At 71.5% G+C, this 24931-nt stretch carries 18 protein-coding genes and 1 pseudogene; 6 read left to right on the top strand and 13 right to left on the bottom strand.

The features are described from left to right. Positions 1–2651: pseudogene (locus RIN75_RS34255) on the bottom strand (hypothetical protein); the annotation flags it as partial. Positions 2652–2810: 159 nt separating this feature from the next. After that, on the bottom strand, positions 2811–3503 hold the full coding sequence (locus RIN75_RS34250) for a MerR family transcriptional regulator (RefSeq protein ID WP_309116232.1): 693 nt from the start codon (positions 3501–3503) through the stop codon (positions 2811–2813). Positions 3504–3615: 112 nt separating this feature from the next. Between RIN75_RS34250 and RIN75_RS34245 the strand changes: the two genes are divergently transcribed. The 3 genes from RIN75_RS34245 (at position 3616) to RIN75_RS34235 (ending at position 6659) form a co-directional block, all read left to right on the top strand. Beyond that, positions 3616–4797 carry an erythromycin esterase family protein gene (locus RIN75_RS34245; protein WP_309116230.1) on the top strand — a complete coding sequence of 394 codons (1182 nt, stop codon included), beginning with the start codon at positions 3616–3618 and terminating at the stop codon, positions 4795–4797. Between the two features lie 79 nt (positions 4798–4876). Then, complete coding sequence (locus RIN75_RS34240; RefSeq protein WP_309116229.1) at positions 4877–5881, top strand: trypsin-like peptidase domain-containing protein; 1005 nt, start codon at positions 4877–4879, stop codon at positions 5879–5881. 97 nt (positions 5882–5978) lie between these two features. Next, positions 5979–6659 (top strand): SDR family oxidoreductase, encoded by a 681-nt coding sequence (locus tag RIN75_RS34235; protein ID WP_309116228.1) that lies wholly within the window; start codon positions 5979–5981, stop codon positions 6657–6659. Between the two features lie 514 nt (positions 6660–7173). On the opposite strand, the gene RIN75_RS34225 is transcribed toward RIN75_RS34235, so the two are convergent. Together RIN75_RS34225 and RIN75_RS34220 are read right to left on the bottom strand one after the other, a co-directional pair. Continuing rightward, entirely contained in the window at positions 7174–9366 is a 2193-nt protein-coding gene (locus RIN75_RS34225) for a cellulose binding domain-containing protein (RefSeq protein WP_309116227.1), read from the bottom strand. Between the two features lie 379 nt (positions 9367–9745). After that, positions 9746–10771 (bottom strand): substrate-binding domain-containing protein, encoded by a 1026-nt coding sequence (locus RIN75_RS34220; RefSeq protein WP_309116226.1) that lies wholly within the window; start codon positions 10769–10771, stop codon positions 9746–9748. A gap of 142 nt (positions 10772–10913) precedes the next feature. Between RIN75_RS34220 and RIN75_RS34215 the strand changes: the two genes are divergently transcribed. Beyond that, positions 10914–12296 carry a rhamnulokinase family protein gene (locus tag RIN75_RS34215; protein WP_309116231.1) on the top strand — a complete coding sequence of 461 codons (1383 nt, stop codon included), beginning with the start codon at positions 10914–10916 and terminating at the stop codon, positions 12294–12296. Here RIN75_RS34215 and RIN75_RS34210 read toward each other — a convergent pair. The 8 genes from RIN75_RS34210 to RIN75_RS34175 are packed head-to-tail and all read right to left on the bottom strand — an operon-like array spanning position 12293 to position 21206. After that, entirely contained in the window at positions 12293–14311 is a 2019-nt protein-coding gene (locus RIN75_RS34210) for a bifunctional aldolase/short-chain dehydrogenase (RefSeq protein ID WP_309116225.1), read from the bottom strand. The genes RIN75_RS34215 and RIN75_RS34210 overlap by 4 nt on opposite strands. Beyond that, a complete protein-coding gene (gene rhaI / locus RIN75_RS34205; protein WP_309116224.1) occupies positions 14308–15456 on the bottom strand; it encodes an L-rhamnose isomerase in 1149 nt (382 codons plus the stop codon). Before rhaI ends, RIN75_RS34210 begins: the two co-directional genes overlap by 4 nt. Before the next feature lie 11 nt (positions 15457–15467). Beyond that, positions 15468–15788, bottom strand: a complete 321-nt coding sequence (locus RIN75_RS34200) for an L-rhamnose mutarotase (protein WP_309116223.1) — start codon at positions 15786–15788, stop codon at positions 15468–15470. Between the two features lie 18 nt (positions 15789–15806). Next, the gene (locus RIN75_RS34195) at positions 15807–17618 is read right to left on the bottom strand and encodes a DUF6807 family protein (RefSeq protein WP_309116222.1); all 1812 of its coding nucleotides are present in this window, start codon (positions 17616–17618) and stop codon (positions 15807–15809) included. Then, entirely contained in the window at positions 17615–18145 is a 531-nt protein-coding gene (locus tag RIN75_RS34190; RefSeq protein WP_309116221.1) for a hypothetical protein, read from the bottom strand. The genes RIN75_RS34195 and RIN75_RS34190 overlap by 4 nt, the downstream gene beginning before the upstream one ends. Continuing rightward, positions 18142–18966, bottom strand: coding sequence for a carbohydrate ABC transporter permease (locus tag RIN75_RS34185; RefSeq protein ID WP_309116220.1), 825 nt, complete (start codon positions 18964–18966; stop codon positions 18142–18144). Before RIN75_RS34185 ends, RIN75_RS34190 begins: the two co-directional genes overlap by 4 nt. Further along, positions 18963–19913 (bottom strand): sugar ABC transporter permease, encoded by a 951-nt coding sequence (locus tag RIN75_RS34180; RefSeq protein ID WP_309116219.1) that lies wholly within the window; start codon positions 19911–19913, stop codon positions 18963–18965. The genes RIN75_RS34185 and RIN75_RS34180 overlap by 4 nt, the downstream gene beginning before the upstream one ends. Before the next feature lie 3 nt (positions 19914–19916). Next, positions 19917–21206, bottom strand: a complete 1290-nt coding sequence (locus tag RIN75_RS34175) for an extracellular solute-binding protein (RefSeq protein WP_309116218.1) — start codon at positions 21204–21206, stop codon at positions 19917–19919. Positions 21207–21343: 137 nt separating this feature from the next. On the opposite strand from RIN75_RS34175, the gene RIN75_RS34170 reads away from it, so the two are divergent. After that, positions 21344–23560 (top strand): rhamnogalacturonan lyase, encoded by a 2217-nt coding sequence (locus tag RIN75_RS34170; RefSeq protein ID WP_309116217.1) that lies wholly within the window; start codon positions 21344–21346, stop codon positions 23558–23560. Between the two features lie 43 nt (positions 23561–23603). Then, a complete protein-coding gene (locus RIN75_RS34165; RefSeq protein ID WP_309116216.1) occupies positions 23604–23984 on the top strand; it encodes a hypothetical protein in 381 nt (126 codons plus the stop codon). On the opposite strand, the gene RIN75_RS34160 is transcribed toward RIN75_RS34165, so the two are convergent. Continuing rightward, positions 23965–24888 carry a TIGR01777 family oxidoreductase gene (locus tag RIN75_RS34160; RefSeq protein WP_309116215.1) on the bottom strand — a complete coding sequence of 308 codons (924 nt, stop codon included), beginning with the start codon at positions 24886–24888 and terminating at the stop codon, positions 23965–23967. The two genes, RIN75_RS34165 and RIN75_RS34160, sit on opposite strands and share 20 nt — an antisense overlap. Between the last annotated feature and the right edge of the window lie 43 nt (positions 24889–24931).

Here is a 24931-nt window from a genome sequence, read left to right as displayed (position 1 = left end):
TAGCGGGGGTCGTGGGGGACGCGGTGGGGCAGGTCGCCCATGTCCGGGTCGCCGCGGTGGTGGGAGATGCCGGACGGGGTGGTCTCGCCGTGCCGGGCGTGCGCCTCGTCGATGTCGGGACGGTCGGGGTCGTGCTGGTTGGGGCTGCCGTCCGGGGTGTTCGGGTTGTCGGGATTGTCCGGGTTGCCGCGGTCGGGGTTGCCGCGGTCGGGGTTGCCGCGGTCCGGGGTGTTGCTGTCCGGGGTGTTGCTGTCCGGATTGGGCTTGTGTGGGTCGGCGTGGGTGGGCGACGGGTCGGTGTCCCGGTGCGGGGGCGTCCACGGCCTGGCGTCGTGGGGCGCGTTGGGACGGTTCGGTGCGTGCGGCGCGTCTGGGCGGCTCGGCGAGTTGGGCGCGTCAGGGCGGCCCGGGGTGTGCGGGGCGTCCGGGCGGCCTGGGGTGTTGGGGCCGGCGTGGGGTGGCCCGTTGTGGACCGGGCCGGGGCGGTTGTGGGGTGCGCCGGGGGTGTTGGGGCCGTGGTGGGGCGCGCCGGGGGTGTTGTTGGGGGCGTTGTGGCTCGGGCCTGGCGTGGGGCCGTGGTGGGTTGGGCCTGCGGGGCCGGGGTTCGGGCGGCCGGGGGTGTGGTTCGCCGGGCCGGGGTGGTTCGGGCCGTGGGGTGTTGGGCCTGCGTGTGCTGGGCCTGCGTGTGCTGGGCCTGCGTGTGCTGGGCCTGCGTGGCTGGGGCTCGTGTGGGTGGGGCCGGCGTGGCTCGGGGCGGGGTGAGGGTGGCTTGGGCCGGCATGGCTGGGGGTGGTGTGGTTGGGCGTGGCCGAGGGGCGGGGAGGTTCTGGGGTCCGGGCGTGGGGGACGCTGGAGCCCAGGTCGCCGCGACTGCCGGGAGTGCCCGTCCACCCGCCGCCACCAGGGCGCGGGCCGGCGCCGCCGCCGGGTGCGCCACCACTGGGCGAGCCACCGGGAGTGCCGCCGCCGGGCATACCGCCGGCCGGAGCGCCGGTCGGTGCCCCACCAGTCGGGTTGGGAGTGTGCGGACCAGGGTTGGCGGGCGAGTACGGCTGGTCGGGACGTGCGGGTGCCTGAGGAGTGGCCGACGCGGCCGAAGTCTGGTCGTAGCGGGTCGGCGCAGGACCGCTCGGCGAGTTGCCACCGCCGCCCGGGCCGCCGCCACCAGGGGTGCCCCCGCCGCTGTACCCACCAGGCGCAGACTGCCCACCCGGACCACCGCTGTGCCCACCAGGCGCAGGCTGGCCGCCGGGGCCACCACGGTGTTCACCAATCGGAGAGTTGCCGCCGGGGCCACCACGGTGCTCACCGATCGGAGAGTTGCCACCCGGGCCACCGCGGTGCTCACCGACCGGAGAGTTGCCGGCCGGGCCGCCGCGGTGCTCACCGACGGGAGTGTTGCCGCCGGGACCACCGCGGTTCTCGCCTACAGGGCCGCCGGGGCGCGGGTTGCCCTGGCCGGGCATCGGAGTCCCGCTGTCCGGGTTGGAGTCCGGGTTGCGGCCCGGACGCGGAGAGCTGGGAGGTAGGTCCGCCGGGTCGCCGGAACGCGGGCGATCCACCGTGGGTGCGGAGGCGCTGGACGTGCCGGTGGTGTCGTTCGGCCTGGACGAGCCGGGAGAGTTCGAGCCCGGAGTGTTCGAACCCGGGGAGTCCGAGCCGGGAGAGTTCGAGCCGGGGGTATCGGAGTTGCCGTCGCCCGAACCGTTGCCGTCACCGTCGCCGGAGCCGTTGCCGTCACCAGAGCCAGAGCCGTTGCCGGTGGAGCCGTTCGGGGTGTCCACATTGGACTTCCCCGTCTGGAGGAAGCCGCCCTTCTTGATGTTCTTCGGGTCCAGCACGTCCAACCCGGTCGCCTTGCCGGCGATCTTGCCCAGGACCTTCATCACCTTCTCGAACACCTCGACCAGACGCTTCAGCATCGGCGAGACCTTCTTGATGGTGTCCAACAAATCCTGGATGATCTTCGCGATCTTCGCGGCCCACTTCGAAATCGCCGTCACCGCCTGCGCGACGATCACCGGCGTCCCGAAACCCAGCGAGAACACCGCCTCCAACACCCAGGCGATGAGCTTCCCCACCAGATCCGCGATCAGGTCGCGCACCATCTCGCGCACGAACCCGACCACCATGCCCATCATCCCGACAACCGTGCCGACCGTCCCCGCCGCCGACGCCGCACCGGTCAGGGCGTCACCGTGCGCCGAAGCGTTGGTCAGGTACCGCGAAGCCGCCGCACCACCCCAACCCGCCGTACCCTTGGCCACCGCCGCCTTGTAGTCCTCGGCGATCGACCCCAGTTCCTCGGAAACCTTCCCCCAGGTCGCCGCGTACGACTCGATCACGGGCGGATTCCCCGCCAGCCAGTCCAGCATGTCCTTCAACGGCTGGACGTGCTCCATCAAGAACGACGCCGCCGACGACATCAACGTCCCGAACGGGTCGATCGCCATCGCCGCGGCATCCGCGGCCAGGCCGACCATCCCCAGACCGGCCTCGATCCAGTTGCCGTCCTTGATCCCGTTGAACGTGTCCATCGCCGACTCCGCGATGGAAATGCCCGTGGCCCACCCGTTGTCACCGGTACCGGCGTTGAACACCCCACCCGCCGCCGCGTCCGGCTGGACCACCAGATCGTTCGTCCCCGTCACCGTGCCACTCCCCCACAGCGGCCCGCCACGGCCACCCTCCGACAACAACCAGGCGTCTTCCACGCTCAGACGCAAAATGTCACGATCGGTTCCCCTCCGCGTAACCCAAGCGGCGTAATGATCGTCACAAACCCAGCCTAACGCCCTGGGCCGAGCACCTCATCCTGCCTGGTCCAACAAGGTCAAGTAGGCGTCCAACTGCGCCGCACCGGCCAGCAGGTTGCGGCTGCGCCTGGTCAGGCGGTCCTGCCAGGACGCCACGAACGTGCTCAACGCGGCCGGCCCGCCCGCCTCGCGCAAGGCCTCCAGGAACTGCGCCACCTGGTGCAGCCGGTACCCACCACGGCGCAACTGCCGGGCGATCTCGGCGTCACGCACGCAGTCCGACGAATAAAGACGGTAGCCGGTAGACCTGTCCCGCTCGGGGTGCAGGATGCCCGCCGCCTCCCACGTCCGCAGGGTCGCCGGGTGCACGTCGAGCCGTCGCGCGAGTTCCCCCACGGTCAGCGGGCGGGCCGGGACCGGAGGGGACTCGGACAGGCTGCCCAAGGCCGTGGCGACCTCGGTTCGGGTGGCGCGTTCGTCCATCAACGCGACATGCGCGGCGTCGATGAGCCGGTACGCGGACTCGACGTCACCCCGGTTCGTCGCCCGCATGATCTCCAGCGCCTGCTGGTGCCCGTGACCGCCGCGCAACGCCAGAAAAGCCCGCAAAGCCTGGGCTTGCACGGCCGTGTAGCGGCGGTAACCGGTCTCGGAACGCTCGGCCGGCGGCAGCGCACCCGCGTCCTCGTAGTTGCGGACGGCCTGGGCGGACAGGCCGTGCTCCCGGGCCAGGTCGACGGGCCGCAGCGTGCACCTCCGTTTGAAGGTTTTCAGCCGAACTACCAGCTAAAACGAGCAGAAGTTTCACTCGATCCTTCAACGATAGCGTGGACCCCAACACCTTTCGAAAGGGGTCCCCGTGTCCACTGCCGCACCACTGCGCTCGATCAGCCGCCAACTCGACGACCTGCTGGCCGCGCGAACGGTGCCGCCCGCGGTGCTGGCGCTCGGCGAGCCGACCCACGGCATCGAGGCGTTCCCGTTGCTGCGCAACGAACTCCTCGCCCACCTGGTCGACCGCGGCTTTCGCTCCATCGCCCTGGAGATCGACTTCTTCGCCGCCTCCCTCGTCGACGACCACGTCAACGGCGGCACGACCGACATCGACACCGTCCTCGACACCGGGTTCAGCCACCGCTTCGGCCACGTCCCCGGCAACCGGCAACTCGTCGAATGGCTCCGCGCCCACAACGCCGACCGCCCGCCGCACGACCGCGTCCACTTCTACGGCTTCGACGCACCCCTGGAGACCGCCGCCGCACCCAGCCCCCGCCACGCCCTGTCCGCGGTCCTCGACCACCTGCCACCGGCCCTGCACCCCGCCCAGGACCTCGACGCACTGCTCGGCGACGACGCCGACTGGACGAACCCGGAGGCCATGTACGACCCGACCAAGTCCATCGGCGCCGAAGACCGCGTAGCCGCCCTGCGGATCGTCGCCGACGACCTCGCCAGTGCCCTGCGCCGCGCGGCCCCCACCCTTCGCCCCGCCGACGCCGAGAGCCACGACCTCGCCGTCGCCCACGCCCGCACCGCCCAGGGTCTGCTGCGCTACCACGCCGCCATGGCCAGTCCGTCGCCCGACCGGATCGCCACCCTGTTGTCCGTGCGCGCCGAGATGATGGCCGACAACCTGCTCACCATCGTCGACCGCGAGCAGCACCGCGGACCGACCCTGGTGTTCGCCCACAACGTCCACCTGCTCCGCACCACGTCCACCATGGAGTTCGGCCCGCACGCCGCGACCTGGTCCAGCGCCGGCGCGCTGGTCGCGCTCACCCTCGGCGAGCGCTACGCGGTCGTGGTCACCGACGCCAACCCGCGCAGCGAACCGGGCACCCTCCAGCACGCCCTGGCCGAAGCGACCACCCGCCGGACCCTGTTCCCCACCGCGGAACTGCGCGAAGCGCTGCCCGCCGAGACCCGCAAGGGCGAGCCGATCGTGCCCGGCCACCTCCCGCTCGACCCGGCCGACCTGGCCGGCGCCGACGCGGTCGTCTTCGTCGCCGACACCGACGGGACCCGGCACCAGTACTGGTGAGACGGGCTACCCTGACCCGACCGCGACCGCCCGGGGGCGATGGACGGGGTCGGACCGGATTCCGCTCGAAAGCGCGCTGGTGCGCGTCTGGCGGGACGACACGCCGGTCGGCGCCGGTTTCCTCGCCGGACCCCGCCACGTCCTGACCGCCGCCCACGTCGTCGCCACCGCCCTGGACGTGCCCGACACCGGCCCCCGGCCGGACGGTCCGGTCCAGGTCGACTTCCCGCTGCTGACCCCCGGACGGCGGCAGCCCGCCCGGATCGCCGCCTGGGTGCCCGTCGGCGACGACATGGGCGGGGACATCGCCGGTCTGGAGCTGCCCGACCCGCCGCCCGAGGGCGCGGCGCCGCTCGAGCTCACCCGGTCCGGCGGGCTCACCCCGGACCATCTGGTCATGGTCGGGTTCCCGCGCCGGCTGGAGATCGGGAGCTGGGTCTACGGCCGGCGCGCCGGGCCGGTGGCGACCGGCTGGGTGGAGATCCACCGCGAACCCGGCCGGGAGGCGAAGCTGGAAGCCGGGTTCTCCGGCACCGCCGTGTGGGGGCCCGACCTGGCCGCCGCGGTCGGCATGGTGGTCCGCCGGGTCTCCGGCGCGCCGCCCAAGCTCGGGTACATGATCACCGTGGACACCCTGCTGTCCGCGTGGCCGGCCCTGGCCGACGTGATCGAGCGGGAACCGCCGTTCCGCGCGCTGCGGCCGTTCGACGAGCGGGACGCCGACCTGTTCTTCGGGCGCGACGAGCCGGCCGAGCGGCTGGCCAAGCGCGTCCGGACCGCGCCCGTGGTGTGCGTGGTGGGGCCGTCGGGGGTGGGCAAGTCGTCGTTGCGGTCCTGCCCGGCCGCCCGGCGTTCACCCTGGCCGAGGTGGCGGACTCGGAGAACCGGGTCGTCGCCTGGGACCTGTCGACCGGGCGGCGGCGCGCGGAGTGGTCGCCCGAGCACGGCCGCCAACTCCGCCCGGGTCGTGGTGCCGAGTTTCGCGCTCGCCCGGTACAGGTGGCCCTCGATCGTGAGAACGCGTACGGCGCGGAACAACGCTTCACCAGCCGTGAACACACCACCCGCCCCCAGTTGGTCGTGACCTACACCCCTCGCACCTGACCCGGGTTGAGTTTGCGCCGAAGCCGATCTAGGTTGCGGTACCGGGAAGTTCCCGTGAAAGCCGCAGGGGGTCGTGGATGAGCAGGGGTGTGCTGGTCACCGGAGGCAGTCGGGGCATCGGAGCGGCCATCGCCTCGGCGTTCAAGGACCTCGGGGACAACGTCGTCGGGCTGTCCTCGGCGGACGTCGACCTGGCCGATCCGCCGTCGGTCGAACGGGCCGTGGACACCGCGGTCGGCACGCTCGGCTCGATCGACGTCCTGGTCAACAACGCCGGCCTGGTCGAGTGGGGCACCCTGGCGAACCTGTCCTACGCGGAGTGGCAGTCGCTGTGGCGGCGGACGTTCGAGGTCAACGTCTTCGGCGCGGCCAACATGTCCTACTGCGTCGCCAAGCACATGATCGACCGCGGCATCCACGGCCGCATCGTCAACGTCGGCTCGCGCGGCGCGTTCCGCGGCGAACCCGAGATGCCCGCCTACGGCGCGAGCAAGGCCGCCCTGCACTCCATGAGCCAGTCCCTGGCCGTAGCCCTGGCCCCGCACGGCATCGCGGTGACTGCCGTGGCGCCCGGCTTCGTCGGCACCGACCGCGTGGCCCACATGGTCGACGACGCGGTCCGCGAGCAGAGCCCGTTCAACCGGGTCGCCAAACCCGAAGAGATCGCCGCCGCGGTCGTCTACCTCGCCTCCCCCGAAGCCGAATGGGCCTCGGGCACCATCCTCGACCTCAACGGCGCGTCCTACCTGCGCACCTGACCATCCACAAAGGACAGGTGCGAGCGGCCACTGGCTGGAAGACCGGATCGGCAGTGCTCTGCGCGGCGGTCGAGCGGGTGTGCGCACGGCGGGATCCGGCGTTCCGGCAGGTGAACCTGGAGATCCTCGGGAACACCGCTGCACGCCCACGTGTGGCCGCGGTTCGCGTGGGAGCCGGCCGACGCCGTGGGCAAGCCGGTGTGGCCGTACCCGGCGGAGAGCTGGCGTGACGAGCGGTTCGCGCTGGGCGCCGCCTTGTCCAGGGTGGCGGGCAGGCTCGCGCAGAACGGCTCGGAGTGGCGGGTGACCGAGGCGACGCTGTCGTTCTCGACGCCCACTACCAGGGTCGGCACCTGGATCGTCGACCACGTCTCGGTGGTGTTCCACGGGGTCAGGGGATGTCGGCCTAGAGGGTCGGCCGGTCCTTCGCCGCCTCCAGCGAACCGCCGCCGCCCATCGAGTGACCCATCACGCCCACACCCGCGTGCGCCCTGGGACGCACGCGGGTCGGTCGTCACCGGGCGTAGTGGACGTCCGGCCAGGGCGGGGTCGCCATGCCGCTCCCGATGTGGAAGCTCGGGTGCGGCGGCTGGTTGTACGCGGTGTTCTGCCAGGCGATCGCGACCCGGTACATCGGGTCGTGCATCAACGTCGGGATGCGCCGGTCGGTCTGGTTCGGGGTCGAGTAGATGCGCAGGGCGCGGTTGTCGGTGGTGGGCCAGATGACCTCTTCGCGCCAGTCACCGAGGATGTCACCGGACAGCGACGGGTTGGACTTGGTGCCGTTGTTCGAGTGCACGCCCGAGCCGGTGAGCAACCGGGTGTCCCCGCTGGTCCCGTACTTGTCGACGTGCGTCCCGTCGAGCAGCTCGCGGGTCGGGTCGCCGTCCCACCAGAGCAGGAAGTTCGCCGACGACGGCTTGCGGCCCACGGCCTGCCCGCGGGTGTTGCGCAACTGGGTGTCCGCGCTGGACCACGACTCCGCGCCCGGACTGCCCGCGTGCACGTCCGCGGACACCCCTCGACCGTTGTCGCCCGCGGGAGCGGTCTGCCACAGGACCTGGCCGGTGCGGGCGTCGGCGAACCACGACCCCGGCTGGTTGGAGCTCTCCGAGACCTTGTAGTACTCCAGGCCCGGCCGCGACGGGTCGAGGTCGCCCAGGTGGGCGGCGTCCCCGTGCCCGAACCGGGTGTTCCACAGCCCGCGCCCGGTGTCGTCGATGGTCGCCGCGCCGTAGACGATCTCGTCACGGCCGTCCGCGTCCACGTCGCCGATGGTCAGCGAGTGGTTGCCCTGCCCCGCGTACGTGCCGTTGCCGGCGGCGTTGGAGTCGAACGTCCACCGCTTGACCAGCCGCCCGTCCCGGAAGTCCCAGGCCGCGATGACCGCCCGCGTGTAGTAGCCGCGCGCCATGATCAGGCTGGGGCGGGCCCCGTCGAGGTAGGCGGTGCCGGCGAGGAACCGGTCGACCCGGTTGCCGTAGCTGTCACCCCACGAGGCGACGTTGCCCCGTGGCGGGTCGTAGTCCACTGTGGACATAGCCGCGCCCGTCAGGCCGTCGAACATGGTCAGGAACTCCGGGCCGGACAGGATGTAGCCGTCGGCGTTGCGGTAGTCCGCATTGGCGTTGCCGATGACGGTGCCGCGGCCGTCACGCGTGCCGTCGGCGGTCTTCATCGCGATCTCGGCCCGGCCGTCGCCGTCGTAGTCGTAGACCTGGAACTGGGTGTAGTGCGCCCCGGACCGGATGTTGCGGCCCAGGTCGATGCGCCACAGGCGGGTGCCGTCGAGGCGGTAGGCGTCCATGTAGGTGTTGCCGGTGACGCCTGCCTGCGAGTTGTCCTTGGCGTTGTCGGGGTACCACTTCAGGAAGATCTCGTACTGCCCGTCGCCGTCCGCGTCCCCGACACTGGCGTCGTTCGCGCTGTAGGCACTGGCCGGCGGCTGGATCGGCACGTCGAGGTACCCCGCGCCGAACGACAGCGACCCCCGCGAGTCCGGCTGCTCAACCCCGTTGACCACCGCCCGCACCGTGTAGGTGGCGCCCGCCGGGCCGCTCGCGTCCAGGTAGTTGGTGGCGGCCGTGATCGGGGAGGAGTTGACCTTCGTCCCGCTCCGATAGACGTTGAAGCCCACCCCTGGCGAGTCGCCGGCCAGCAATCGCCAGCCGACCAGGTTTCCGGTGCCGGACCGGACGCTCACCACGCCGCGGTCGAGCCGTTCCACCTGCTTGCGCCCTGTCGGATCGCCCGGGGTAGGACCACCCGTGGTGGTCGTGGTCGTGGTGGTCGTAGGTGTTACCCCGCCCGTGCACACCGTGCCGTTCAGCGTGAACGACTCCGGAGTACCGACTTCCGTCCCGGTGGTCGTGCCGTTGAAGCCGAAGGACGCCGTCCCGCCGGTCGGGATCGCCCGGTTCCAGTCCACATTGGACGCGGTCACCCCCGCACCCGACGCGACGAAGGTCGCGTTCCACCCCTGGCTGAACCGCTCGGGGCCGGGGAAGGCCCAGGCCAACCGCCACCCGTCCACCGGGTCGCCGAGGTTGGTGATCGTGACGTTGGCGGAGAACCCGCCCTGCCACTTGTTCTGCACGACGTAGTCGACCGAGCAGCCGGGCGCGGCCGCGGCCACCCCGACCACGACCAGACCACCCGTCGCCGCGCTGATCGCCGTAGCGGCGGCGATCGCCCGCATTCGGATCATCGAGAGCACCGTTGCTCCTTAGCCGTCCGACTTCTGGGAGCGCTCCCAGAACTGCACCGGGACATGCCCGGGTGCCGACCATGACAGCACCGCCCACCAGGAGCGGTCAAGGGTTGAATCGATTCATCGAGGTCAGCCAGGCAAGCGCTTTCCGCGACCCGCCGCACACTGATCTCGACGGGGGCCGGCGGGTTCGGCGCGAGCAGGGTGGGGCGGCGGGGTCAGCGCGAGCGGCGGCGGGGCGGCAGCGGCGGCAGCGGCGGCGGCAGCGGCAGCGGCGGCGGCAGCGGCAGCGGCAGCGGCGGGGGCAGCAGCGGCGGCAGCGGCGGCGGTGGCGGCGGGGGCGGCGGCGGGGGCAGCGGCGGCGGCAGCGGCGGGGTCAGCGGGAGCGGCGGCGGCGGGGACGGCGGCTGGAGTCGCGGACGACCAACTCCGGCGTGAAGAGGACGTGGCGGTGTTCGTGGGACTCCGGTTCCATGGTCTCCGCGATCACCAGTTCCGCCGCCGTCCGCCCGATCTGCTGGCGCGGCTGCCGCACCGACGTCAACGGAACCGCCGCAGCCGCCGCGAAATCGATGTCGTCGTACCCCACGATCGCGATGTCCTCCGGCACCCGCACACCCCCGCGCACGAACACCTGCAACACCCCCAGCGCCAGCAGGTCGTTGGCGCAGAAGACGGCGTCCGGCCGCTCCGCCCGGGCCAGCAGCTGCTCCGCCGCCCGCTGCCCGCAAGCCACGTTGAGCCCGGGCACCTTCAACTCCTCCAGCACCCCCGCCGGACGACCGGCCTTGCGCACCGCGTCCAACGCCCCCCGGTGCCGTTGCCGGGGCTGGTGGATGTGCGACGGCCCGTTGACCATCACGATCCGCTCGTACCCCTCGGCCAACAGGTGGGTCACCGCCAACTCCCCACCCGCGCGGTCGTCGACCGCGACCGAGCACAGGTCGGGCTCGTCGGTCGGGTGGTCCAGCAGCACCACGGAAAGGCCGCGTTCGCGCAGCCGCCCCACCACCCCGGGGTCCACGGGAGTGATGAGCACGCCGTGGACGCGTTGTTCGGCCAGCAGCTCCACGTGCCGGGCCTCGCGTTGGGCCGACTCGTCGGTGTTGCACAGGATCACCGCGTGCCCGGCCTCGCTGGCGGTGTCCTCCACACCCCGGGCCACGTCGGTGAAGAACGGGTTCGCCACGTCCAGCACCACCAGGCCGATGGCGCGCGGCGTGCCCGAGCGCAGTTGTCGGGCGGCGTCGTTGCGGACGAAGCCGAGTTCCCGGATGGCGCTGAGCACGCGGTCCCGGGTGGCCGGAGTGACGACCTCGGGGCGGTTGAGCACGTTGGAGACCGTCCCCACCGAGACCTTCGCCCGCGTCGCCACGTCCTTGATGCTGACCGGCGATGCCACCGCGCCTCCAACCTGAATCGTGCCAAGGCCACCCACTCTACCTGCCGGTACCGCTCCCACAGCGTGATTGACCACCACCGCGCCACCTGTCACCCTGAAGGCCTTAAAACGTTTCACGACCCGGAGCGTGCCCGTGGCCAGAATCGCCGCAGTCGACCTGGGAGCATCGAGCGGACGAGTCGTCGTGGGCGACGTCGACCCCGACCACCTGCACCTCACCGAGGTGCACCGCTTCCCCAACACGCCGGTCCGGCTCGGTCCGACCCTCCACTGGGACGTGCTCGCGCTCCACCGGGGCGTCCTCGACGGCTTGGCCAAGGCCGGAGAACCGTTGCGCAGCGTGGGGATCGACTCGTGGGCCGTCGACTTCGGACTCCTCGACCGCACCGGCGCCCTCCTGGGCAACCCCGTCCACTACCGCGACGCCCGCACCAACGGCATCTCCGACCGGTTCGACCACGCCGACCTCTACGCCGCCACCGGCATCCAGCCGCTCCCGTTCAACACCCTCTTCCAACTCGTCGCCGCCCGCGACACCCCGCAACTGGCCGCCGCCCACCGCCTCCTGCTCATCCCCGACCTCCTCACCGCGTGGCTCACCGGCCACGTCGCCGCCGAACGCACCAACGCCACCACCACCCAACTCCTCCACGTCACCGGCCACTGGGCAACCGACCTCATGACCGCTGTGAACATCGACCCGACCCTGTTCCCACCCCTGTGCGAGCCGGGCGATCCCCGGGGCACCCTCCTCCCTTCCGTCCAAGCCGAAACCGGCCTCAACGCCGTCCAGGTCACCGCCGTGGGCTCGCACGACACCGCCTCCGCCGTCGTCGGTGTGCCCGCGGCAGACGAGAACTTCGGCTACATCTCCTGCGGCACCTGGTCCCTGGTGGGCGTGGAACTACCGGCACCCGTCCTCACCGAAGGCAGCCGGGAGGCCGGGTTCACCAACGAGGGCGGGGTGGACGGCAAGGTCCGCTACCTGCGCAACGTGATGGGCCTGTGGCTGTTGCAGGAGTCCATGCGCGCGTGGCGCGGCGCGTCCCTGCCCGACCTCCTGGCCGAAGCGGAGAAACAACCCCCGTTCGCCTCGGTCATCGACCCGGACGCCCCGGAACTCCTGGCCCCCGACGACGGCCGCCGCGGCCCGATGCCCGACCGCATCGCCGAGCAGTGCCGCCGCCGGGGCACGCGCGTCCCCACGACCCCGGCCCAGGTGACCAGGTGCGTCCTGGACAGCCTCGCACTGGCCTACCGCGACGCCCTCCACGACGCGCAACGCCTGTCCGGCAAGGAAATCACCACCATCCACCTGGTCGGCGGCGGCGCGCGCAACGCGTTGCTGTGCCAGCTCACCGCCGACGTGTGCGGCCTCCCGGTCGTGGCCGGCCCGGTCGAGGCGGCAGCCCTGGGCAACGTCCTCGTGCAGGCACGCGCGATCGGCGCGATCGAAGGCGACCTCGCCGACCTGCGCGCGCTCCTCCGAGCCACCCAACCCCTCCACCGCTACGAACCCTCCTAGCGCAAGAACGCCCCTGGCACGCCCCCGTCCACCGGAACGTGCGCGCCCGTGGTGTGCCGCAACGACATCAACGCCACCACCGCACCGGCCACGTGCTCCGGCAACACCTCCTGCTTCAACAAGGTCCGCTGCGCGTAGAACGTCCCCAAGTCCTCCTCAGCCACCCCGTACACGGCGGCCCGTTGCGCGCCCCAACCACCCGCGAAGATCTTGGACCCGCGCACCACCCCGTCCGGATTGATCCCGTTGACCCGGATCCCGTGCTCACCCAACTCCGCCGCCAGCAACCGCACCTGGTGCGCCTGATCAGCCTTCGCCGCCCCGTAAGCCACGTTGTTCGGCCCCGCGAACACCGAGTTCTTGGATGCGACGTACACGATGTCCCCGCCCATCCCCTGCGCCACCATCGCGCGAGCGGCGTGCTTGGCCACCAGGAACGACCCCCGCGCCATCACGTCGTGCTGGAGGTCCCAGTCACGCGCGGTCGTCTCCAGCAACGGCTTGGAGATCGACAGACCGGCGTTGTTCACCACCAGGTCGACACCCCCGAACGCCAGGCACGCCTCCCCCACCGCCCGCGCCACCGCGTCCTCGTCGGTCACGTCGACCACCACCGCCGCCGCCTTGTCCCGCCCCAACGACGCCGCGACCGACTCCGCCGCCTCCCCGTTGACGTCCGCGACCACCACACACGCACCCTCGGCGGCCAACCGCACAGCGATCGCCCGCCCGATCCCCGACCCGGCCCCGGTCACCAGCGCCACCCGCGTCGCCAACGCGCCCGGCTTCGGCATCCGCCGCAGCTTGGCCTCTTCCAGCGCCCAGTACTCGATGCGGAACTTCTCGGCCTCCGAGATGGGTGCGTACCGCGACACCGACTCCGCCCCGCGCATCACGTTGATCGCGTTGACGTAGAACTCCCCCGCCACCCGCGCGGTCTGCTTGTCCTTGCCATAGCTGAACATCCCGACCCCCGGCACCAACACCACCGCCGGGTCCGCCCCGCGCATCGGCGGCGAATCGACAACGGTGTGCCGCTCGTAGTAAGCCCGGTACTCCTCCCGGTAAGCCGCGTGCAACTCCCTCAAGCGGCCCACGACCGCCTCAAGCGGCGCGTCCGGAGGCAGGTCGACCACCATCGGCCGAACCTTGGTGCGCAGGAAGTGGTCCGGGCACGACGTCCCCAACGCGGCCAGCCGGGGATGCTCGGCCCGGGACACGAAGTCCAGCACCACCTCACTGTCGTTGAAGTGCCCGACCTGCGGCTGATCCGTCGACACCAGCCCCCGCAGCACCGGTGCCAGCGCCGCCGCCCGCTCCCTGCGCAAGGCCTCCGGCAACGGAGGGTGGACCACCGGGCCGAACGGCTCCGGCCGCCCCCGTGCCGCCAGGAACTCCGCGGCCCGCCGGATGATCTCCAACGACCGCTCACGGCACTCGTCCGACGTAGAGCCCCACGCCGTGATGCCGTGCCCACCCAGCACCACACCGATCGCCTGCGGGTTCTCCCGCGCCAACGCAGCGATGTCCAGCCCCAACTGGAACCCGGGACGCCGCCACGGCACCCACAACACCCGGTCGCCGAACACCTCCTTGGTCAGCGCTTCCCCGTTGGCGGCGGTGGCCAATGCGATGCCGGCGTCCGGGTGGAGGTGGTCGACGTGCGGGGCGTCCACCAGGCCGTGCATCGCGGTGTCGATGGACGGTGCCGCCCCGCCCCGGCCGTGCAGGCAGAAGTCGAACGCGGCGACCATCTCGTCCTCGCGGTCCACACCGGGGTAGGTCGACACCAGGTCGCGCAGCCGGTCCAGCCGCAGCACCGCCAGCCCGTCCTCGGTCAACGTCCCCAGGTCGCCACCGGAACCCTTGACCCACAACAACTCCACCGGCCGCCCGGTCACCGGGTCGGTGTCGACGCCCTTCGCCGAGGTGTTGCCGCCCGCGTAGTTCGTGGTCGACGGATCGGCGCCGTGGGAGTGCGAGCGCGCCAGCAGGGCGCGGACCACGTCGTTCACGCGCCCCACCCCGCCTGCCGACCGCCGACCCGCTCGGCCGCGATCCGCTCGCCGTACCCCGAGGCCGCGTAGGCCCGCATCGGATCGGGGTGCAACCCCATCTCCTCCCGCACCTCGGCCAGCAACGGCCGCACATCGGTGTTGTAGGCGTCCATCAGCACCGCGTTCGCCCCCAACACGTCACCCGCCCGCTGGGCGGCGGCCAAGGCCTCCGAGTCCACCAGCAACGCCTTCGCGGTGGCCTCCTGGACGTTCATCACCGACCGGATCTGGCCGGGGATCTTCGGCTCGACGTTGTGGCACTGGTCGAGCATCAGCGCCACGTCCGAGGCCAACGCGCCCGCCGAGACGACCTCGTGCACGATCCGGAACAGCTGGAACGGGTCCGCCGCGCCCGCCATCAGGTCGTCGTCGGCGTAGAAGCGCGAGTTGAGGTCGAACCCGCCGAGCCGGCCCGCCCGCAGCAGCACCGCCACGATGAACTCGATGTTGGTGCCCGGCGCGTGGTGCCCGGTGTCCACGACCACCTGCGCCCGCGGCCCCAGCTCCAGGCAGTGCGCGAACGCCGTGCCCCAGTCCGGCACGTCCATGGTGTAGAACGCCGGCTCGAAGAGCTTGTACTCCAACAAGATCCGCTGGTGGTCGCCGAGCCGCCGGTACACCTCGGCCAACGCCTCCGCCAGCCGGTCCTGACGTTCGCGGATGGAGTCCTGGCCGGGGTAGTTGGTGCCGTCGGCGAACCACAGCTTCAGGTCGCGCGACCCGGTGGCGTCCATGATGTCGACGCACTCCAGCAGGTGGTCGACGGCCTTGCGGCGCACGCGCGGGTCGGGCGCGCACACGCTGCCCAACACGTAGTCGTCGTCCTGGAAGACGTTGGCGTTGATCGCGCCGATGCCGACGCCGAGGTCGGCGGCGTGCTTGGTCAGTTCCGCGTAGTCGGCCACCCGGTCCCACGGGATGTGCAACGCCACCGTCGGGGCCACCCCGGTGAACCGGTGCACGGTGGCCGCGTCCGCGATCTTCTCGTGCGGGGTGCGCGGCACCCCCCGTTGCGCGAACACCTTGAACCGGGTCCCGGAGTTGCCGAACGCCCACGACGGCAACTCGATCCGCTGCCCCGCCAACGCGGTCTTGACATCCACTCTGGTCTCCTTCAGTCGAGGTGGAAGACTTCGGCCAGCGGCCGCATCGCCTCGTCCGGCGCCCGGCCGTCGAGGTCGGTGAAGAACTCGGCCATCACGGCCTGCCACCGCCCATTGACCTCGCGCTCGGCCATCCCCGCCACCGCCGCCGCCCAATCGGGCGTCTCCAGGTAGCCGACGAGGAGCCCGTCATCGGCGAGGAACAGGCTGTAGTTGCCCCACCCGCACTCCCGCAGCGCCTCCCGCATCTCCGGCCACACCTCCCGGTGCCGCTCCCGGTACTCCTCGACCCGCTCCGGCCGCACCCGGAGCACGAAGCACACCCTCCGCACCCGCCACCTCCCCAAAGCTCAGGGCGCCCGAACCCCGTCGTAGAGCGCCAACCGCACCTCGACCCGCAAGTCCTGTCCCGCGCCCACGACCCGGGCTCGCTCCCAGGCCAGCGCCGACCCGACCCCCTGGTACTGCCCCACCCGCACGAACCACGGCTCGTCCGGGCCGGACACCACCGCCGTCCACGGCCTGGCTCCGTCGACCACCACCGCCAGCCACTCGGCCCGGGTCCCGTTGACCTCTTCCTCCCCGCTGCCGTACCGGGTGAACACCTCGACCTGCCCCGGGTCCAGCTCCGGCAGCCGCCAGAACCACCCCCCGTACCCCGCCCCCGCACGCCCTTTGCTCCCCGGACTGTTGATCTCCACATCGACGACGGCCGTCAGCACGCTGGACCACTCCAGCTCCACGCCCCCTTCGACCGCCTTGACCCGGATCGACCGCCGTTCCCGCAGCAGCACCCCGCCGCCGGCGTCACACCACTCCAGCGAGCCCGGCCCGACCTCCCTGACCAGCCCCAACTCACCGGGCACATACCCCTGGCCGGCCACGTAGTTGCGCCCGCCCCACAGGTTGACCCCGTTCACGTCGGGCAACGCCAACCCGATCCCCCGGTGCCACGGGTGGTCCGCCGGGTGCTCACCCGTGACCAGCACACCGCCCAGGGTCCGCACGGGGTGCAGCGCGGGCCGCCGAACCACCAACGGCAGCTCCACGTCGTCCACGCTGTGCCGCACCACCTGCCCCAACCTCGACCAGGGCACCTCCAACTCCGCGAACGTCCGCAGTTCCTCCGCCGCCCGCCGCACCGCCGCGTCCACCCCGACGACGTGGACCACGTCGTCCTTGCGGCACAACCACTCCGGGTCGATCGGCAACGGATCGGGGCCGACCCGCACCTCCTCCAGCACGCGCGTGAACCCGCCACTGGCCTCCAGCGGCGCGAACAGCGGAACCCCGTGCTCCACGTGGTCCAGCAGGTTCTCCAGCGGTGTCACGAACCCGTGCCGCTCCTCGACCCCGTCCACCACCAGCCGGTGCTCGGTGTAGTGCACCTCCGCCCGCGCCCGACTCCCGTGCACCACCAGCACGGGCTCCGCCGGCTCCTCCGCGCACAGCGTCGCCGCCACCACCACGGGCGTGCCGCGCGCCGTCACCAGCCGCACGCAGGACGTGTCATCTGCCTCGATCTCCCTGGCCCGCAAGAGTTCCAGCTCGATGTCGGTGACGTCGTCCACGCCCTGGCTGCCGTCCAGCGCCAACGCGGTGGCGATGGCGTGCGCGAACGGGTTGGTCAACGCCCCGTCGACCACCGGGACCCCGTCGAGCGTCCGCCGACCCGCCCAGGACGCCCGCGTGTAGTAGGCGTCGTCACGCAACCAGGTCCCGCGCACGCCGATCCCGCGCACCTCCCCCAGCGCCCCGGACCGGACCAGCTCGGCCGCCCGGCGAACCGCCCCGGACCCCAGGCTCTGGAACCCGACCTGGCACACCTTCCCGCGCGCGTGGGCGACCAGCCGGTGCCAGTCGTCCAACGTCGTCGTGGGCGGCTTCTCCAAGAGCAGACACGCGCCGGCATCCAGGGCCTGCAACGCCATCGGGAGGTGAGCGTGCATCGGCACGGACACGATCACCAGGTCCGCGTCGTCCACCAGGTCCCCGAGATCGCTGCGAATCGGCCGGTCACCGATCAGCTCCCGCCCCTCCGCGTCGACCGGGTTCACCTCGCACACCCCGACGAGCCGGACCCGCCCCGCCGCCTCCAGCCCGGCCAACTCCCGCAGGTACCCGCGCCCGTACCCGGACGCGCCCGCCAGCACGACCCTCACCGGCCCTCCACCGCCACCGCCGCGAACACCAGCAGGCCCGGCAGCACGACCACGAACGCGGGCGCCTGCGCGCACACCAGCACCGCCACCACGAGCGCGGCCAGCAACGCCAGGTTGCCCACCGGGTCCAGCACGGGCTCGGCGAGCCGCGCCGCCCACCGGTCCCCGGGCCGCCACCGCGCCGCCGCCCGCAGCAGCACGATCACGACGGCGGCGAGCGCCAGCCCGATGACCGGCCCGATCACCCGCCCGCCGGGCAGTCCACCGACCACCGCCAAGACGTCCAGCACGCCCACCGCGAGCACCACCACCGGCACCACCACGGCCACCGGATCACGCAAAGCCTTGCCCACCAAAGACAGGAACCGTCGAACCGTCGGCGTCCGCCCCTCCCGAACCAGCTCCCGCAACAGCACGGAACCCGCACCCGCCGCCGCCAACGACGTCACCACCGGCAGCGCGGCGAGACACACCAGCACTCCCACCAGCAGCACCTCGGCCGCCAGGCTCAGCGTCCGCGCGGTCATCCCTTCAACCCCGAGGTCGCCACGCCGTCCACCAGGAACCGCTGGAACGCCAGGAAGAACAGCCCGATCGGCAGCAGCGCGAGCACCGACATGGCGAACATCGGCCCGAACGCCGACTCGGTCGCCTGGTCCACGAACAGCTGCAACGCCAGCGGCAAGGTGAACTTCTCCGGGTCGTTCAAGTAGATCAACTGGCTGAAGAAGTCGTTCCAGGTCCAGATGAACGTGAAGATCGCGGTGGTGATCAGCGCCGGACGCAGCAACGGCAGGATCACGTGCCGGAACGTCCCCACCGGGCCGCACCCGTCCAGCGTCGCGGCCTCGTCGAGTTCGCGGGGTAGCGTGCGGATGAACTGCACCATCAGGAACACGAAGAACGCGTCCGTGGCCAGGAACTTCGGCAGCACCAACGGCCAGAACGTGTTCACCATCCCGAGCTGCTGGAAGATCACGTACTGCGGGATCAGCACCACGTGGTGCGGCAGCATGATCGTGATCATCATGAACCCGAACAGCGGCCCCCGGCCCCGGAAGTGCAGGCGCCCGAACGCGTACGCGGCCAGCGAGCACGACACGACGTTGCCCACCACCGCGCCGACCGCGATGAGCAGCGAGTTGCCGAAGTAGTGCAGCACGCCGTACCCGCCGACCCCGTCGACCACCTCGGCGTAGTTGCCCACCGTGGGTTTCGACGGCAGCAGGGCCAGCGTGGAGACCACCTCGGCCGCCGGCTTGAACGACGTCGACACCAGCCACACCAACGGGTACAGCAGCACCAGCAGCACGACCAGGACCCCGCCGTGCCACACCACGCGCCTCATCGGTCCTCCCCCGCGTAGAAGACCCACCGCCGCGCGCTGCGGAACACCAAAGCCGTCAGCACCGCCACGACCACCAGCAGCACCCACGCCATCGCCGACGCGTAGCCCATGCGGAAGTCGGTGAACCCGCGCTGGTACAGGTAGAGCGTGTAGAGCAAGGTCGAGTCGCTCGGCCCGCCGCGCCCGCTGCTGACCACGAACGCCCCGGTGAACGCCTGGAACGCGTGGATGGTCTCCAGCACCAGGTTGAACAGGATCACCGGCGTCAGCAGCGGCAGCGTCACGCCGGCGAACCGCCGGACCGGCCCCGCCCCGTCGATCGCCGCCGCCTCGTGCAGCTCGCGGGGCACCTGCTTGAGCCCGGCCAGGAAGATCACCATCGGCGCGCCGAACTGCCACACCGCCAGCGCGACCAGGGTCAGCAGGGCCAGTTCCGGCCGGTCGACCCAGCCGCCGACGTCCAGCCCGACCGCGGCGAGAACCCGGTCCACCGTGCCGTCGGTGGAGAACATCGCCCGCCACACCAGGGCGACGCTCACGCTCGCGCCCAGCAGCGACGGCGCGTAGAACGCCGACCGGTACAGCCCGACGCCCTTGCGGGGCCGGTTGAGCAGCATCGCCACGGCCAGCGCGACACCGAGCTTGAGCGGCACCGAGATCAGCACGTACCGGGCCGTGACGCCGGCGGCGTGCCAGAACCGCTCGTCCCCGGTGAACAGGGTGGCGTAGTTGTCGAAGCCGACCCAGGTGGGCGCGCTGAACAGGTCGTAGTCGGTGAACGACAGGTACAGCGAGGCCACCATCGGGCCGATGGTCAGCAGCGTCGCGCCGAGGATCCACGGCGACAGGAACAGGTAGGCCACCCCTTGCCCGCGCCGCCGCCGTGGGGTCGGTGGCGCGGGCACGGTTTCGGCGCGTGGTGGACGGGTGAGCACTGACTGGGTCATGCGTCAGGACCCCAGGGACTGCTGGGCGTCCTGGACCACGCGCCGCGCCGCGTCACCCACGGAGACCCGGTCGAAGATCACGTCGTCGTAGGTGCGCTGGAAGTCCCGCTTGATCGCCGACGAACCGGTGGGCCACGCGCCGAACGCGGGTCCCATCTTGTCCTTCTGCGCGGCCTGGTGGTCGCACACCAGCTTGTTGCCGCCGGTCGCGGCGCCGCAGACCTGGGCGCGGATGTCCTCGTTCGGCGGCACGCCCCGGGCCGCGCCCAGGATCTTGCCCGCCTCGGGGTCGTTGAGCAGGAAGTCCAGCAACTTCACCGCGGCGTCCTTGTGCTTGGAGCGCTGCCCGACCGCGAAGGACACCGGCGGCAGGGCGGCCATGCCGGGCTCGGCGGCGTTGTCGCTGGGCAGGGGCGCGGTCTTCAGGCTCTGGCCGTAGGTGGCGAAGTAGCCGGTGAGCGCGGAGTCGTAGCCGACGTCGGAGGCGGCCTGCTTGGTGATCAGGCCCGAGTTCTGCAGGCCGCCGTCCTGCTTGGTGGTGACCTCGGGCGCGGTGACGCCCTTGGTGGGCCGCAGCTTGCCGACCATGGTCCAGTAGCGTTCGAGGTCGGCGGCGTCGAAGCCGAGCTTGCCGTCGGCGGTGTAGAGCTGCTTGCCGTGCTGGCGCAGCCACACCTCGAACCAGTCGATGGCCCAGCCGAAGTCGGTGGTGCCCGCGACCGCGCCCGCGGCGCCGATCTTGTTCATGGCGTCGGCGAACTCGGTCCACGTCCAGCTCTGGCCGGGCTCGGTCGGCGCGTTCACGCCCGCGGCCTGGAACAGCGCCGGGTCCAGCACCAGCGCCTGAGTGGTCTGGCCGGCCGCGACGGCGTACTGCTTGCCGTCGACCTTGCCGCCCGCCAGCAGGTTCGGGCTGATCCGGTCCAGCCGCAACGACTTGCCCGCGTACTGGTCGAGGTCGGCCAGCACGTTGCGGCGGGCGTACTCGCCGAGCGTGGGCCGGTCGAGCTGGAGCAGGTCGGGGCTCGCGCCGCCGGCGACCTGGGTGGACAGCTTCTGGAAGTACGGGTCGTAGCCGCTGTACTCGGTCTCCACCTTCACGTCGGGGTTGCGCCGCTGGAACTCGTCCACCGCCGCCCGGGTGACCTTGGCGCGTTCCTCGTTGCCCCACCACACGAAGCGCAGGGTCACCGGCCCGTCGGCCGAGTCGCCGCCACACCCGGCCAGCGCCGCGACGCCCATGGACACCGCGACCAGCACACCGCTCGTCGCGCGGCGAGCCACTCGCCCCATGACCTCACCTCCGTTTTGAATCGGTTCAAGCACCGTATGTGGGCCAGGTCACGCCGTCAAGGTGCGTGTTCCGTTTGGCTGACTTGCATGGGTCTTGGTCTTGCCTTGCGCTTTGAAACGGTTCATTCTCTTCGGCCATGTCCTCCACCCGCGTGTTCACCCTCGTGATCGCACTGCTCCTGGCCGGCACCCCGCCGGCGACCGCCCACCCCCGGGACCTCGAACGGCTCGACCGGGGCCTGGTCGCGGTACGCACGGCCGGCGGCGTCTTCCTCAGTTGGCGGCTGCTCCGCGAGGAGGTCACCGGGCACACCTCCACCGGCTTGACCGGCCCCGCGTTCGCCGTTTTCCGCGACGGGACGCGGATCGCGACCGTCACCGGCAGCACCAACCACCTCGATCCCGATCCCGGCGACCGGTACCGGGTCGTGCCGCTGGGCCGGGGCGCGCCGAGCCGGTGGGTGTCGCCGTGGGACAACACTTTTCATGACCTGCCGCTGCGCAAGCCACCGGACGGCGTGACCCCGACCGGTGAGGCCTACACGTACTCCGCCAACGACGTGAGCGTCGGCGACATGGACGGCGACGGGCGCTACGAGTACGTGGTGAAGTGGGACCCGTCCAACTCCAAGGACGTCAGCCAGGTCGGCTACACCGGCCCGGTCCACCTCGACACCTACCGGTTCGACGGAACGTTGTTGCACCGCATCGACTTGGGCGTGAACATCCGCGCCGGCGCGCACTACACCCAGTTCCTGGTCTACGACTTCGACCGCGACGGCCGGGCCGAACTGATGCTCAAGACCGCACCCGGCAGCAAGGTCGTGGCACCGGACGGCTCCGAGCGGTACGTCACGATGCCGCGCGAGGACGTCGAAGCCGGTTACTCCCACCAGGACGACTACCGGATGAGCGCGGCGGACTACCGCCGGCACGTCGTGGAGATGTTCCTCGGCTGGCACGAGCATCCCGAAGTGGTGTCCGGCCGGTGGCCCGCGACCTTGGAGCAGACCTTCGGCATCCCGCCAAGGTACGCCTACCCTCTGTCCACATCGGACGCCGAGGCGCTGGCGGACCACTTCCTCGACGTGTACGCGCCGAGTCGCAGCGCCCGCAACAACCTCCGCGCGTTCGCCGGGTTCGTCCTGGACGGCCCGGAGTACCTGACCGTGTTCGACGGACTCACCGGCCGTGAGCTGGAAACGGTGCGCTACAAGCCTGGTCGGCACGACGACGGGCTGATGTGGGGTGACTACGCGCTGCCCCGGATCGAGCCCGGCAACCGCGTCGACCGCTTCCTCGCCGGCGTCGCCTACCTGGACGGCCGCAACCCGGCCGCCGTGTTCGCCCGGGGCTACTACACGCGTTCCACCCTGGTGGCCTACCGGTGGGACGGTCGCCGGCTGCGCGAGGAGTGGTTCGTGGACAGCGGGTGGGTGCCGATGAGCAACCCGTTCAACGACAACGTCCACAACCGCGACGGCACCGACCCGGTCTACGGGTCGCTGGCGACCCAGGGCGCGCACTCGCTCAGCGCGTCCGATGTGGACGGTGACGGCAAGCAGGAGATCGTCTACGGCTCGGCCACCATCGACGACGACGGCAGTCTCCGCTACAGCTCGTCCGCCATCTTGCCACCCGGCAGCGGGAACCCCGGCGTGCGCGAACGCCTGGGCCACGGCGACGCGCTCCACGTGACCGACATCGACCCGGCACGTCCGGGGCTGGAGATCTACATGGTCCACGAGGGTGCCCGGTTCGCGCCCTACGGCTACGCGCTGCGCGACGCCGCGACCGGTGACGTGCGCTACGGGGCTTACACGGGCGTGGACACCGGTCGGGGCATGGTGGGCGATGTCCGGCCGGACGTGCCGGGCCTGGAGACGTGGGCGTCGGTCCCGGGCGGTGCGGGCGCGGTGGGTCTGTGGTCGGCGGCCGGGGTGAAGCTCTCCACGGAGATCCCGGGGACCAACCAGAGCATCCGCTGGTCGGCGGACCTGACGACCCAGGTGCTCAACGGCGCCCAGAACGCGACGCCGACCATCGACGACTGGCGCCGGGGTCGGCTCCTGACCGCCGAGGGCACCCGGGCGAACAACGGGACCAAGGGCAACGCGTCACTGATCGCGGACGTGTTCGGCGACTGGCGGGAAGAACTGGTCGTGCGCACGGCGGACAGCTCCGCGCTGCGGTTCTACACGAGCACGGAGGTCACCCACCACAAGCTGTACACGTTGATGCACGACCGCCAGTACCGGGCCGAGGTGGCCCGCCAGCAGACCGGCTACAACCAACCCTCCTACCCCGGTTTCCACCTCGCTTCGGACACCGACTGGTCGCGCGTGCCACGGTGACCTGCACCGCGTTCACCCGACGCCGCGCGGCCGTCCTGAGAGGATGGACCGCGTGGCGTCGGTCGGTCGGGAGGGTGAACGCAAGCGGCTCGCCGAACTGCTCGACGGGATCGGCGAGCGGGGCGTCGTCGGACACGGCGCGCCCGCCGTTGCGGCCTTCGGCGGTGGACGTGGCGATCGCGGTGTATGTCGTCTCGGACACTGCTTTTTCTTGTCTGCCTGGAGATCCGCCCCGCCGTTCTCCCCGGCGCGGGCACGCCGCCACGCGCACGGCGTACGCCCACCGGACCAGGACATCGACTTCACCTTCGACGCCCGGAAACTCCCCCACATGGCCGCGATCGGCGACCGTTGGCCGCTACGGGCGTCCCGGGACACCTACACCGAAGGCCTCCGCGCCTTCGTCAACGGCCTGCTCGCTTGACGAGATCCCGCGCCGCCTCCGCCCACGTCCGGAACCGGAACTCGAAGCCCGCCTCCAGCAGCCGACCGGGCACGACCCGACGACTCTTCAACAGCAGCTCCGTGTCCGACCGGATCGCCCACGCCCCCACCTCGGCCATCCACCGGGTCGCCGGCAGCCCGAACGGCACCCCGCAAGCCGCACGCAACTCCCGCATGAACTCCCGCTGCGGCAACGGCTCCGGCGCGGCCAGGTTCACCGCCCCCGCCAGGTCGCTCTCCAGCAGGAACTCCACCGCCCGCACGAAGTCCTCCTCGTGCATCCACGACACGTACTGCGCCCCACCAGCCACCGGACCACCCAGCCCCAGCCGCGCCATCCCGCGCAACACGGTGAACGCACCACCCGGTTCCGTGCTCATCACGATCGCCGTCCGCAAAGCGACCTTCCGCGTCGCCGGCGTCTCCGCCCGCTCCTGCTCGGCCTCCCAGTTGCGCGCGATCTGCACGCTGTAGCCCCAGTAATCGGGCACTCCCGGCTCGTCACCGCCGATCAGGCCCGTCGCCTCGTCGTTCGGCGCGTCGAACCGGTGCGCGTAGATGGTCGCGGTGCTCATCTGGAGCCACACCTTCGGCGGCCGGGCAGCAGCGGCGATGGCCTCGCCCACGACCCTCGCCGAGTCGACCCGGGACGCCATCATCTCCCGCAGGTTCTCCGGCGTGTACCGACAGCTCACGCTCCGCCCGGCGAGGTTGATCACGGCATCCGCGCCGTCCACCTCCGCCGCCCACGCCCCCAGCGTCCGCCCGTCCCACCGCACGCCACTGCTCCGCCCGAGCACCACCACCTCGTGCCCGGCCTCGACCAGCGCCCGCCCGAGGAACCGCCCGACGTGCCCCGAACCGCCCGGAATGACGATCTTCACGGTTCCTCCAGCTTTTGAACGTGTTCAAAAGCGAGGGTACACC

The organism is Saccharothrix sp. (assembly GCF_031180885.1).
Lineage (GTDB): Bacteria > Actinomycetota > Actinomycetes > Mycobacteriales > Pseudonocardiaceae > Actinosynnema.
This window is presented reverse-complemented; position numbering and strand designations above follow the sequence as displayed.